The sequence below is a fragment of the Martinezella paranaensis genome (assembly GCF_014200235.1).
Classification (GTDB): Bacteria; Pseudomonadota; Alphaproteobacteria; order Rhizobiales; family Rhizobiaceae; genus Rhizobium; species Rhizobium paranaense.
In genome coordinates, this window is sequence record NZ_JACHBI010000005.1 from 262,803 (window position 1) to 274,546 (window position 11,744).

Here is an 11,744-nt window from a genome sequence, read left to right on the forward strand (position 1 = left end):
GAGCCGTGTTCTTCGAAGCGGCGTGTTGTTCTTTGGCTGTGCGCGAGGAGGTAGCCCTCCTGCTGAGGAGGCCCGCAGGGCGGTCTCGAAGCACGAGGACGGGTGATCGGACTCCGATTCTCCATTGCCCTGCTTACATTCCGAGCCTCTCTCGTTCCTCAATACGCCACGCGCGCGGTGCCTGGCCGGTTTGCTTGACAAAGAAACGTGAGAAGTAAGTGGGATCGGTAAAGCCCAGGCGATAGCTGATCTCCTGCACGCTGCCCAGGGTAAAGACCAGTTCGCGCTTGGCCTCGTCGACCAGCTTGCGGGCGATGAGCTCATGGGCGCCATGGCCGGTTTTGGCGCGTACGATGCGGTTCAGATGTGTCGTTGAGATACCAAGCGCTTCGGCATAAAAGGCGGCAGTCTCATGCGAACGGAAATGGCGCTGAATGAGGCCGTAGAGCATCTCCATCCGCCGCTCACCTTCATCGGACGCACCCTGTCCTTCGCCTCCCTGCTGGGAAAGACGAGCGGTCAGAAGCAGCGCCGAGGTCAGATAGGCTTCGAGCAGGTCATTGCGGCCGCTGCGGCGATTGGCGAATTCCTCTCCAAGGCGCTTCAAAGTTCCGGCGACATGAGCGGCGTCGCCATTGCCCATATCGAGTGGCGTCAGATGCGGCGCCCCCAGCCATTCGCCAAACCGGCTACGGTCACCGGGCGCTGCCTTGAGATGCGAGATCAGCACGGTGATGACGAAGCCATCAATGTCCCTGGAGAAACGGAAGCCGTGATTGAGACGCGGCGGGATGGTGATGACAGCCGGGGGCACGATGGCGTGGCTTTCGCCATCAAAAATCGCATCTCCGGACCCGGCATCTATGTACAGGATCTGAAAGAAGCGCTCATGGCGATGCGGTCGGATTTCCCAATGGTGCAAGCTGCTGCGCGACGGGATTGTTTCGCAATGCAGCCAGAAATCCGGTTTTTTGCCAGCATTTTCGCCGTAGAGTTCATAGGTCGGCACCGATTTCGACACGGCTCTCCCCTTCACCATGTTCGATTTGTGCAATTTCTTGGGTGAAATGTCCATTGTTGGCATTCGCTCCACCGCGCAGAATTGGAAAAAAGACGAAGCGCGGGAGGAGATCATGCGCACTCAGGTGGCCATCATCGGTTCGGGCCCATCCGGCCTGCTCCTTGGCCAATTATTGACGGAAGCCGGCATCGACAATGTCATCCTCGATCGCGTCGGCAAGGACCATATCCTCGGACGCGTCCGGGCCGGCGTTCTGGAGGAAGGCACGGTGGGGCTGATGGATAAGGCGAAATCCGGCACGCGTCTGCATGCCGAAGGCCTGCCGCATGACGGCTTCTCGCTGGCCTTCGACGGCCGTGATCATCGCATCGATCTCCATGGCCTCACCGGCGGCAAGCGCGTCATGGTATACGGCCAAACGGAACTCACCCGCGATTTGATGGCTCACCGCGAACAGAGCGGCGCCTTGACGATCTACGATGCGGCCAATGTTCAGCCCCGTAATTTCGACGGAAGCACACCCTATGTCACCTACGAGAAAGATGGCGTAAGCCACCATATTGATTGCGATTTTGTCGCCGGCTGCGACGGTTTTCATGGTGCGAGCCGCAAGGCGGTTCCGGAAAAATCGATGCGCAGCTTTGAGAAAATCTATCCCCTTGGCTGGCTCGGGCTGCTCGCCGACGTTCCGCCGGTCAATCACGAACTGATCTATGCCAACCATCCGCGTGGTTTTGCGCTCTGTTCGATGCGGTCGATGACGCGCAGCCGCTATTACATACAATGCCCGCTGGACGAGAAGATCGAAAACTGGAGCGACGCTCGCTTCTGGGACGAGCTGCGCCGCCGCCTGCCGGCGCACCATGCCGAAGCGCTGATCACCGGGCCTTCATTCGAGAAATCGATCGCACCGCTGCGCTCCTTCGTCGCCGAGCCCATGCGCTTCGGCCGCATGTTCCTCGTCGGCGACGCTGCGCATATCGTACCACCGACTGGGGCCAAGGGGCTCAACCTTGCCGCAAGCGATGTGCACTACCTCTTCTCGGGCCTTGCCGAACATTATCAGGATCGCTCCAACGCTGGCCTCGACGCCTATTCCGCCCACGCCATTGCTCGTGTCTGGAAGGCCGTGCGCTTCTCCTGGTGGATGACGACGATGATGCATCGTTTCCCCGACACCAGCGATTTCGACCAGAAGATCCAGGAGGCGGAGCTGGATTATCTCACCCATTCCCGCGCCGCCTCGACCGCTCTCGCGGAAAACTATGTGGGTCTGCCGTATTAGGCAGCTCAGCTCTTCTTGGCGACTTCGATTGCCGCCTCCCGGATCGTCTGCATCAGGATCGACAGCGGCATGGTGGGAATGGCGTCGGTGCGCATGGTGAGCCCTACGGGGCCTTTCGTTTCGCTGGCGTCGATCGGCAGCAGGCTGAGCAAACCATCCTCGACATCGCCGGCGACGACGCCGGTCGAGATGATCCAGACGGCGTCGCTCGATCGCACGAAGGCGCGGCCGAAGGAATCCGATACGGTCTCGATCTGGTTTGGCAGGCTGGAGACGCCATTGGCGATCAGGAAGCTCTCGACAAAGGGCCGAATGATCGAGCCGCGTGTCGGCATCAGGATCGTGTACTTGCTGAGATTAGAAAACAATGATTGTTTCGCCGCAAGCAGCGGATGCCCTGCCCGCACCACGAAGACCACCTGCTCAGAATAAAGATGCTCGAAGGAAAAGCCAGCCATCTTGTCGGGACCGGCCAGGCGGCCGACGACGAGATCGAGATCGCCGACGCGCAGTTGCTCCAGCAACACCGCGTTTTCGCCGGTGACGATCTTGATGCGGCTCCAGGTTTGCTCCTTCAGGAACAATTCCATTGCCCTCGGCATGATCCGCGTCGAAACGGTTGGCAAGGCACCGATCCTGATCGGCGGTGCTTCGCCAGACCGCTCCTGCGAAATAGAGTCGAAACCCTGCCTGAGCGCCGTAAGCGCCGCCCCGGCATGGCGCAGGAAGACCTCACCGTAGCGTGTGATCTTGATGCCGCGCCCGTCGCGTTCGAAAACAGCGACGCCCAGCGCCTCTTCCAGCTCGCGGATAGTCTTGGTCACCGCAGGCTGGCTGACATGCAGGAGTTCGGCCGCCTTGATCACGCTTTTCTGGCGCGCGACCTCGACAAAGGTCTGGAGATGGCGGAATTTGACGCGGAAGTCGATCATGGTTTTCATAACCCTGGAGTTATTGAAAAGCCATGAAATATCATTTTACCTAACCAGATTAAACATCCAATCTCGTTGTCGAGGAGATTTCCAGTGCAGTTCGCCCGTATCAACAACGTTACGATCCACTATCAGATCATCGGCGCTGCCGGCGACAAGCCGGTGCTTGTCTTTATCAATTCGCTCGGCACTGATTTCCGGATCTGGCGTGATGTGATCGTGCGGCTGGCCGGCGATTTCGCCATCGTGCTCTACGACAAACGCGGCCATGGCCTCTCCGATCTCGGCCAGATGCCCTACACGATGGAGGATCATGCCTCCGATCTTGCCGGACTGCTGGACCTGCTTGCGGTGAAGAACGCCGTTATCTGCGGGCTCTCGGTCGGCGGACTGGTTGCGCAATCACTTTATCGGCAGCGGCCGGATCTGGTGCGGGCACTGATCCTTTGCGACACGGCCCATAAGATCGGCACCATCGAGAGTTGGAGCAACCGCATCGCCAAGGTCGAGGCTGAAGGTATCGAGTCGATTGCCGACGGCATTCTCGAGCTTTGGTTCACGCCGGCCTTTCGCCGTCCTGAAAATACTGCCTTCGGCGGCTATCGCAACATGCTGATCCGCCAGCCGGTGGAAGGCTATGTTGCCACTTGCGCCGCTCTTCGCGACGCCGATTTCACCGAGGCGGCGAAGAAGATCGCGGTGCCGACCATCTGCATCGTCGGCGATCAGGACGGCTCGACCCCGCCGGAACTGGTGCTGTCGACCGCCAAGCTCATTCCGAACGCGCGCTATGAAGTGATCAAGGATGCCGGACACATCCCTTGTGTCGAGCAGCCCGAGGCACTGACCGCGATTATCCGCGCTTTCATCGATTTCGCCTTGCATGGAGAAAAAGGCCCATGAATGATCCCCTCGCCCCGTCCGAGCGCTATCTCCAGGGCATGGCGACGCGCCGCGCCGTTCTTGGCGACGACCATGTCGACCGCGTCCAGTCGGGATCGACGGATTTCGACCGGCCGTTCCAGGACCTGATCACGGAAGCGGCCTGGGGGCATGTCTGGTCACGCCCGACACTCAGCAAGCGCGAGCGCTCGATCGTGACGATCGCGCTTTTGGCGGCGCTTGGCCAGGATGATGAGGTGGCGATGCATGTTCGCGCCACGAGCAATACCGGCGCGACGCGCGACGATGTCTGCGAGGCGCTGTTGCATGTGGCAATCTATGCCGGCGTGCCGGCTGCCAATCACGCGATCAAGATCGCCAAGCAGGTTTTCGACCAGATGGACGCCGAAAAGGCGGCGTGAAACGAGGCAAATATGTCCGACAAAACCAACAGCAAACCGGAAACCGGCGCCTTTTTCGCCCGCGATCGTGCCTGGCATCCACCGGCCTTCGCGCCCGGCTACAAGACCTCGGTTCTTCGCTCACCGCAACGCGCGCTCCTGTCGCTGGACGGAACGATCTCCGAAATCACCGGGCCCGTATTTGGACATTCCATGCTCGGCGAACTGGACAACGATCTGATCCATAACTTCGCCAAGCCGGGCGAAAGCGCGATCGGCGAGCGCATTATCGTGCATGGCCGTGTGCTGGATGAGCGGGGCCGGCCGGTTCCGGGCGTCCTGCTCGAATTTTGGCAGGCCAATGCCGGTGGGCGTTATCGCCACAAGAAAGAAACCTATCTTGCCGCCATCGATCCGAATTTCGGCGGCTGCGGCCGTGCCATCACCGATGAGGACGGTCATTATGCCTTCCGCACGGTGCGGCCAGGCGCCTATCCCTGGCCGAACGGCGTCAACGACTGGCGGCCGGCGCATATTCATTTCTCGGTCTTCGGCCACGGCTTTGCGCAGCGGCTGATCACGCAGATGTATTTCGAGGGCGATCCGATGATCTGGAAATGTCCGATCGTCGGCACGATCCCGGACAAAGCGGCGATTGAGCAGCTCATCGCGCCGCTCGACTGGGGTAATACGATCCCGATGGACGCCCGCGCTTATAAATTCGATATTGTGCTGCGCGGCCGCCGCTCGACGCTGTTCGAAAACCGGCTGGAGGGCAATTGATGGTGCAGGAAATCGGCTACCTCAAGGAAACGCCGTCGCAGACGGCCGGTCCTTATGTCCATATCGGCCTCACCCCGAACTATTGCGAGATCGGCGGCGTGTATGATACCGATCTCGGCGCATCCATGGTCAACGACAAGACGCTCGGCGAGCGTATCACCGTCAAGGGTTGCGTCATCGACGGTGCCGGTACGCCGGTGAAGGATGCCGTCGTTGAGATCTGGCAGGCAGACAGCGCCGGGCTTTATAGCAGCCCTTCCGAGATGCGCGGTACGGCCGATCCGAATTTTGCCGGCTGGGGTCGCTGCCCGACCAGCGCCGAAGATGGCGTCTTCCGCTTTGAGACGGTGAAGCCCGGCCGCGTTCCCTACAAAGACGGCCGCAAGATGGCGCCGCATATCACGCTCTGGATCGTGGCGCGCGGCATCAATATCGGATTGCACACACGCGTGTATTTTCCGGACGAGGCTGGAGCGAATGCGGAGGATCCCTTGCTTGCCCGCATCGAACATCGCGATCGCGTCGCCACCCTGATCGCGAGCCAAGAAGGATCGGTCTATACGTTCGATGTGCATTTGCAGGGCGACAAGGAAACCGTTTTCCTCGATATATAGCCCATGAGCATTTCCGCCTTCGATCACCCGTTTCTCTCCGGCCTCCTCGGCGACGAGGAGGTCTCAGCATATTTTTCAGCGGAAGCAGATATCCGTGCGATGCTGACATTCGAGGCGGCGCTGGCGAAGGCGGAGGCGCGACACGGTATCGTTCCGCAAGAAGCGGCGCAGCGGATTGTTGAGGTTTTCGCGCATTTCCAGCCCGATGTCGCCAGCCTGAAGTCCGCAACGGCAATGGATGGCGTCGTCGTTCCGGACCTCGTGAAGCAATTGCGCAAAGCGGTTGGCGGCGAGGCAGCACAGCATCTGCATTTCGGCGCCACCAGCCAGGATGTCATCGATACCAGCCTGATGATCCGCCTGAAGGCGGTCGCCTTCCTTTTCACCGGCCGCCTCTTCGCTGTTACATCAGCGCTGGGAAAACTCGAAAAGAAGTGCGGCTCGAACCGCCTGATGGGCCATACCCGTATGCAGGCGGCCATCCCGATCACCGTGTCTGACCGGCTGCGCACCTGGCGCGATCCGCTGGACAAGTACCGCGATCGGCTGACACAGGAGACTTTTCCAATCCAGTTCGGCGGCGCGGTCGGCACGCTGGAAAAATTGGGATCGAAAGCTCCGGCTGTTCGTGCATCGCTGGCGCAGGAACTCGACCTCGCGGACGAAGCGCAATGGCAGAGCCAGCGGGCCAAGATTGCCGAACTCGCCAACCTGTTCTCCCTGATCTCCGGCAGCCTCGGCAAGATCGGCCAGGACATTGCCCTTCTCGCGCAGGCCGGTAACGAAATCGAACTCGCCGGCGGCGGCGGCTCCTCGGCCATGCCGCACAAACAGAACCCGGTCGCGGCCGAGGCACTCGTATCGCTCGCCCGTTTCAACGCCGTCCAGCTTTCCGGCATCCATCAATCGCTGGTCCACGAGCAAGAACGCTCAGGCGCCGCCTGGACGCTCGAATGGTTCCTGTTGCCGCCGATGGCAATGGCAACGGCGGCGTCGCTGCGATTGGCACGAGAACTGATCGGCAAAGTGAAGCGGTTGGGAGGGGCTTCTTAGGCTGAAAGCTAGGCACTAAACATAACTTCCAAATTATGAATATGAGCTTTTATTTCATTTTACATTACCATTTCGCATGCCAAATTGGTGGTCACAAAGTTTATCAAAGCAAGCCGGTCCGGGAGTAGATTGGCTGCGGGAGGAGAAAATATGAGACGGCTCGTTTTGGCTGCGGTCGCGGCTATCGCCATGGGAGGTGCGGCTTATGCCGATACGATCAAGATCGGCGTTATCGGCCCGTTTTCTGGCCCTTTCGCCCTGCAGGGCAAGAATTTCAAGGCCGGTATCGATGCCTATATGGCGATGCATGGCAATAAGGTCGGCGATAACGAGATCGAGGTGATCTATCGCGACGTGCCGCAGGCTGATCCGGCACAATCAAAATCCTCGGCGCAGGAATTGGTCGTCAAGGAGCATGTGCAGTATCTAGCCGGCTTTTATTTCACCCCGGACGCCATGGCCGTGACGCCGATCCTGAAGCAGGCGAATGTGCCGATGGTGATCTTCAATGCCGCCACATCGGCGATCGTCACCAAGAGCCCGCTGGTGGTGCGCACCTCGTTCACTACCTGGCAGACCTCCACGCCGATTGCCAAGGTCGCGCATGACAGTGGCGTCAGCAAGGTCATCTCCGTCGTCAGCGATTACGGGCCGGGCATCGATGCCGAAAATGCTTTCAAGGCAGGTTTCGAAAAGGCGGGCGGCCAGGTCGTCGAGACGGTCCGCATGCCGCTGTCGACCAATGATTTCAGCCCGATCATGCAGCGCATCAAGGATTCCGGCGCACAGGGCGTGTTTGCCTTCCTGCCCTCCGGCCCGACCACGCTTGGTTTCGTCAAGGCCTACAACGAAAACGGCCTGAAGAGCGCTGGCATCAAGCTGTTTTCCCCCGGCGACCTGACGCAGGAATCGGACCTGCCGGCGCTCGGCGATGCAGCGCTCGGCATGCAGACCACCTTCCATTATTCGATCTCGCACGACTCCCCGGAAAACAAGGCCTTCGTCGCTGCCGCCGGCAAGGCGATCGGCAATCCGGCAGAACTCACCTTCCCGGCCGTCGGCGCCTTCGATGGCATGTATGTCATCTACAAGATGATCGAGGCGACCGGTGGCAAACAGGATGCGCTGAAGGCCGTCGATGCGGTGAAGGGCCTTTCCTGGGTCAGCCCGCGCGGCCCGGTCACCATCGACCCGGAGAGCCGCCATATCACGCAGAACATCTATCTGCGCGAGGTCGCCAAGACGGCTGACGGCACATATATCAACAAGGAAATCCAGACCTTCGAAAAGCAGGGCGATCCGGGCCTTGCCGCGGCGAAATAAGGTCGGCCTCCATCCTATTCTTCCCGTTGCTCAAGGAGTGGGTGGCTTGCGCCCGCTCCCATGGAGGAGGATTAAGGTAGGACCAGAAAAGGTAATCGGACCAGCATCATGCAAACCGTGCTTAGCATAGCAGTGGATGCCCTCGCCTACGGCATGGTGCTGTTCGTGATTTCCATCGGCCTCTCCATCACCATGGGGCTGATGCGCGTCGTCAATCTAGCGCATGGCGCCTTCGCCATGATCGGCGGCTACATCGCCTCCTATGCGGCGCGCGATCTTGGCATGGGCTATGCGGCTGCGGTGCTGCTGGCCGTGGTAGGCACGGTGATCATCTCCATCCCGATCGAGCGGCTGCTTTACCGCCGCATCTATGGAGCGCCGGAATTGACGCAGGTGCTTATGACCATCGGCATCACTTTCTGCATCATCGGTATCGCTAATTATGTCTTCGGTCCGACCTTGAAGACCATTCCCCTGCCAAACGAGCTGCAGGGCTCCGTCAATCTCGGCTTCCGCACCATCGGCACGCATCGCCTCTTCGCGATCATCTGCGGGCTCATCGTCGCGCTGGCATTGTGGTACACGATCGAGAAGACCTCGTTCGGCGTGAAGCTCCGCGCCTCCGTTGACAATGCCTCGATGGCGGCTGCCCTCGGGGTGCGCACGGAGATCGTTTATGCCGTCAGCTTTGCCGTTGCCGTCGGGCTTGCCGCTTTCGGCGGTGTGGTCGGCGCCGAGCTCCTGCCGGTCGAACCCTATTATGCCCTGCGTTACATGGTGACCTTCCTCGTGGTCGTTTCGGTCGGCGGGGCCGGCTCCATATCCGGGGCGTTGCTTGCCTGCCTCGTCCTCGGCTGTATCGATACGACCGGCCGCTATCTGATGCCGGAATATGGCGAATTCTTCTTCTATCTCGCCGTCATCGCCATTGTCTGCGTCTTCCCGCGCGGCCTTGCCGGAAGGGCTAAGTGATATGGCACTGATCATAGACAGCACGGCCGTGGCCGCCGCCAGCAAACGCCGGGCACTCGGTCGCGACGCCATCGCCATAGCGGTTATCCTTGTGCTGGCTGCTGCCGGCTATCTGCTGTTCCCCGACAATCTCGCCCTTCTCACACGGTTGCTCGCCATCGCCCTACTCGTTTTGTCGCTCGATCTTGTGACCGGCTATTGCGGCGTGGCGACGCTCGGTCATGCGGCTCTCTTCGGGGCCGGCGCCTACGCTGCCGGTATTGTTTCGGCGCATTATGGCATCAATGATCCCCTGATCATGACGGTAGCCGGCATCATTGGTGGAGCGGTCGCGGGGTTGATCTGCGGCATCGTCATCCTTAGAGCACAGGGCTTGCCGCAGCTCGTGCTGTCGATCGCCCTGATCTACCTCTTCCATGAATTCGCCAACAAGGCGTCTAGTTGGACTGGCGGCAGCGACGGACTTTCCGGCATCTCCACCGATCCGCTGTTCGGCCTATTCGAGTTCGATCTCTATGGGCATACGGCGTATATCTATGCAGTAGCACTTCTGCTGATCGTACTGCTGTTGCTGCGCTTTCTTGTGCGGTCGCCCTTCGGCATGCTTTGCCGCGGCATTAAGGAAGACCCTCTGCGCATCCGCGCCATGGGCGCCTCGCCGAAGGCAGCGCTCATCAAGATGTATGTCATCTCCGGAGCTGTCGCCGGCGTCGGTGGTGCGCTGAACGCGATCTCCACCCAGGTGGTCGGCCTCGACAGCCTTTCCTTCACGCAGTCGGCCGAAGCGCTGGTCATGCTCGTGCTCGGCGGCACCGGCTCACTGTTTGGCGCGCTCGCCGGCACCGTGATCTTCATGCTGTTCGAAGACTATGTCTCGGCGGCCAATCCCTTCCATTGGCTGACCATCGTCGGCCTGCTGCTAATCTTGGTTGTCTTGTTCGCGCCGAAAGGCATCTACGGCACGGCCGCCGCCTATTTCGCCCGCAGGCGGGAGGCCCGTTCATGAGCGCGATTTTCGAAGTAGATCATCTGAAGAAAGCCTTCGGAGGACTGGCGGTGACCAACGATGTCAGCCTGTCGATGGCGCCCGGCGATCGGGTGGCGTTGATCGGGCCGAACGGCGCTGGGAAGACCACTTTCGTCAATCTGGTCAGCGGCAATCTGCGTCCGGATTCCGGGGCAGTCCGCCTCGGCGGCGAGACGGTGACCAAGATCGATGCCATCGGCCGTGTCCGGCGCGGGCTAGTGCGCTCGTTTCAGGTGACGCGGCTTTTCCAAGACATGACGCCGGCTGAGCATGTCGGCCTCGCTATTCTGCAGCGTTCCGGCCGCTCCGGTCGCATGTTCGGCAATTTCCTCGCCATGCGCGACGTCATGGCCGAGACCAGCAATCTGCTCGACACATTGGGGCTGGCCGATCTGATGCATCGCAAGGTCAGCGAGATTGCTTATGGCCAGCAGCGGCTTTTGGAGATCGCTGTCGCTATGGCGCTGAAGCCGAAGGTGCTGCTGCTCGATGAACCTGCCGCCGGTGTGCCGCAGAGCGATACTGGTCGCATCGAACAGGCGCTCGCCGATCTGCCCGCCGATCTCGCCGTTCTGATGATCGAGCATGACATGGATCTGGTTTTCCGCTTCGCCAAGCGCGTCGTGGTCCTGGCCGCCGGCACCATCATTTTCGACGGTTCGCCTGCCGACGTCACCAGGGATGCGCGGGTGCGTGAAGCTTATCTCGGGAGTTATGCCAATGCCGGCCACGCCGCTTGAGGTGGAAAATGTCTGTGCCGGCTATGGGCCGACTCGGGTGCTGGAAGGTGTCTCCTTTTCCGTTCCCGCTGGCGCGCGGCTTGCCGTGCTCGGTCGCAATGGCATGGGCAAGACGACACTGCTTGCAACGCTTGCCGGTCAGACACGGCGCTATGACGGCCGCATTCGCCTGGGCAGCACCGACGTGACCGGCCTGCCGAGTGCCAAACGGGCGCATCACGGTCTCGGCTACGTGCCGCAGACGCGGGATGTTTTCCCAACGCTGACGGTCGAGGAAAACCTGTCCGTGGGTTTGAAAGGTCGTCCGAGGGCAGCCTTGCAGGAAGCCTACGACATGTTTCCGCGGCTGAAGGAGCGTCGCAGAAATTTCGGCAGCCAGCTTTCCGGCGGAGAGCAACAGATGTTGTCGACGGCGCGGACCATCCTTGGCCGTCCCTCCGTGCTCCTCCTCGACGAGCCGCTGGAAGGGTTGGCGCCGGTTATCTGCGAAGAGCTAATGGCCGCTTTCGCCAATCTCGCCAAGACCGGCGACATGACCATCCTGCTGGTCGAACAGCGCATTCAGAGCGCACTGGATTTCGCCGATCAGGTCATCATCCTCGAGCGTGGACGGCTGGCCTGGCAAGGGACGCCCCATGCCCTTTCCCAGGATCATGGTGCCGTTGAACGCCTACTTGGTGTCGGCGGCCTGCACTGAACAAAGCGTCCGAC

At 60.5% G+C, this 11,744-nt stretch carries 13 protein-coding genes; 11 read left to right on the forward strand and 2 right to left on the reverse strand.

Annotated elements, in window-relative coordinates; genetic code table 11:
• Nucleotides 1–133 precede the first annotated feature (133 nt).
• On the reverse strand, nucleotides 134–1,021 hold the full coding sequence (locus GGD50_RS14960) for a helix-turn-helix domain-containing protein (RefSeq protein WP_183938304.1): 888 nt from the start codon (nucleotides 1,019–1,021) through the stop codon (nucleotides 134–136).
• A 112-nt stretch (nucleotides 1,022–1,133) separates the two neighbouring features.
• On the opposite strand from GGD50_RS14960, the gene pobA reads away from it, so the two are divergent.
• Complete coding sequence (pobA, locus tag GGD50_RS14965) at nucleotides 1,134–2,306, forward strand: 4-hydroxybenzoate 3-monooxygenase (RefSeq protein WP_183938132.1); 1,173 nt, start codon at nucleotides 1,134–1,136, stop codon at nucleotides 2,304–2,306.
• A gap of 5 nt (nucleotides 2,307–2,311) precedes the next feature.
• Here the strand turns inward: pobA and pcaQ are convergent, their stop codons facing one another.
• Complete coding sequence (pcaQ, locus tag GGD50_RS14970; RefSeq protein ID WP_183938133.1) at nucleotides 2,312–3,238, reverse strand: pca operon transcription factor PcaQ; 927 nt, start codon at nucleotides 3,236–3,238, stop codon at nucleotides 2,312–2,314.
• 93 nt (nucleotides 3,239–3,331) lie between these two features.
• Between pcaQ and pcaD the strand changes: the two genes are divergently transcribed.
• The 10 genes from pcaD (at nucleotide 3,332) to GGD50_RS15020 (ending at nucleotide 11,730) form a co-directional block, all read left to right on the forward strand.
• Entirely contained in the window at nucleotides 3,332–4,141 is an 810-nt protein-coding gene (gene pcaD / locus GGD50_RS14975) for a 3-oxoadipate enol-lactonase (protein ID WP_183938134.1), read from the forward strand.
• Nucleotides 4,138–4,542, forward strand: a complete 405-nt coding sequence (gene pcaC, locus GGD50_RS14980; RefSeq protein WP_183938135.1) for a 4-carboxymuconolactone decarboxylase — start codon at nucleotides 4,138–4,140, stop codon at nucleotides 4,540–4,542. Before pcaD ends, pcaC begins: the two co-directional genes overlap by 4 nt.
• A 12-nt stretch (nucleotides 4,543–4,554) precedes the next feature.
• The gene (pcaH, locus tag GGD50_RS14985; protein WP_183938136.1) at nucleotides 4,555–5,304 is read left to right on the forward strand and encodes a protocatechuate 3,4-dioxygenase subunit beta; all 750 of its coding nucleotides are present in this window, start codon (nucleotides 4,555–4,557) and stop codon (nucleotides 5,302–5,304) included.
• 2 nt (nucleotides 5,305–5,306) lie between these two features.
• Complete coding sequence (gene pcaG / locus GGD50_RS14990; protein WP_183938305.1) at nucleotides 5,307–5,918, forward strand: protocatechuate 3,4-dioxygenase subunit alpha; 612 nt, start codon at nucleotides 5,307–5,309, stop codon at nucleotides 5,916–5,918.
• Nucleotides 5,919–5,921: 3 nt separating this feature from the next.
• On the forward strand, nucleotides 5,922–6,971 hold the full coding sequence (locus GGD50_RS14995; protein WP_183938137.1) for a 3-carboxy-cis,cis-muconate cycloisomerase: 1,050 nt from the start codon (nucleotides 5,922–5,924) through the stop codon (nucleotides 6,969–6,971).
• Between the two features lie 150 nt (nucleotides 6,972–7,121).
• Nucleotides 7,122–8,294, forward strand: a complete 1,173-nt coding sequence (locus tag GGD50_RS15000; protein WP_183938138.1) for an ABC transporter substrate-binding protein — start codon at nucleotides 7,122–7,124, stop codon at nucleotides 8,292–8,294.
• Nucleotides 8,295–8,402: 108 nt separating this feature from the next.
• Entirely contained in the window at nucleotides 8,403–9,266 is an 864-nt protein-coding gene (locus GGD50_RS15005; RefSeq protein WP_183938139.1) for a branched-chain amino acid ABC transporter permease, read from the forward strand.
• A gap of 1 nt (nucleotide 9,267) precedes the next feature.
• Nucleotides 9,268–10,272, forward strand: a complete 1,005-nt coding sequence (locus tag GGD50_RS15010) for a branched-chain amino acid ABC transporter permease (RefSeq protein WP_183938140.1) — start codon at nucleotides 9,268–9,270, stop codon at nucleotides 10,270–10,272.
• A complete protein-coding gene (locus GGD50_RS15015; protein WP_183938141.1) occupies nucleotides 10,269–11,033 on the forward strand; it encodes an ABC transporter ATP-binding protein in 765 nt (254 codons plus the stop codon). Before GGD50_RS15010 ends, GGD50_RS15015 begins: the two co-directional genes overlap by 4 nt.
• Nucleotides 11,014–11,730 carry an ABC transporter ATP-binding protein gene (locus GGD50_RS15020; protein WP_183938142.1) on the forward strand — a complete coding sequence of 239 codons (717 nt, stop codon included), beginning with the start codon at nucleotides 11,014–11,016 and terminating at the stop codon, nucleotides 11,728–11,730. The genes GGD50_RS15015 and GGD50_RS15020 overlap by 20 nt, the downstream gene beginning before the upstream one ends.
• Nucleotides 11,731–11,744: the final 14 nt, after the last annotated feature.

Excerpts from the sequence above, each read along its gene's own strand:
- pobA (WP_183938132.1), top strand. The coding sequence starts at position 1,134 with ATGCGCACTCAGGTGGCCATCATCGGTTCGGGCCCATCCGGCCTGCTC.
- pcaQ (WP_183938133.1), bottom strand. The coding sequence starts at position 3,238 with ATGATCGACTTCCGCGTCAAATTCCGCCATCTCCAGACCTTTGTCGAG.
- pcaC (WP_183938135.1), top strand. The coding sequence starts at position 4,138 with ATGAATGATCCCCTCGCCCCGTCCGAGCGCTATCTCCAGGGCATGGCG.
- pcaH (WP_183938136.1), top strand. The coding sequence starts at position 4,555 with ATGTCCGACAAAACCAACAGCAAACCGGAAACCGGCGCCTTTTTCGCC.
- GGD50_RS14995 (WP_183938137.1), top strand. The coding sequence starts at position 5,922 with ATGAGCATTTCCGCCTTCGATCACCCGTTTCTCTCCGGCCTCCTCGGC.
- GGD50_RS15000 (WP_183938138.1), top strand. The coding sequence starts at position 7,122 with ATGAGACGGCTCGTTTTGGCTGCGGTCGCGGCTATCGCCATGGGAGGT.
- GGD50_RS15005 (WP_183938139.1), top strand. The coding sequence starts at position 8,403 with ATGCAAACCGTGCTTAGCATAGCAGTGGATGCCCTCGCCTACGGCATG.
- GGD50_RS15010 (WP_183938140.1), top strand. The coding sequence starts at position 9,268 with ATGGCACTGATCATAGACAGCACGGCCGTGGCCGCCGCCAGCAAACGC.
- GGD50_RS15015 (WP_183938141.1), top strand. The coding sequence starts at position 10,269 with ATGAGCGCGATTTTCGAAGTAGATCATCTGAAGAAAGCCTTCGGAGGA.
- GGD50_RS15020 (WP_183938142.1), top strand. The coding sequence starts at position 11,014 with ATGCCGGCCACGCCGCTTGAGGTGGAAAATGTCTGTGCCGGCTATGGG.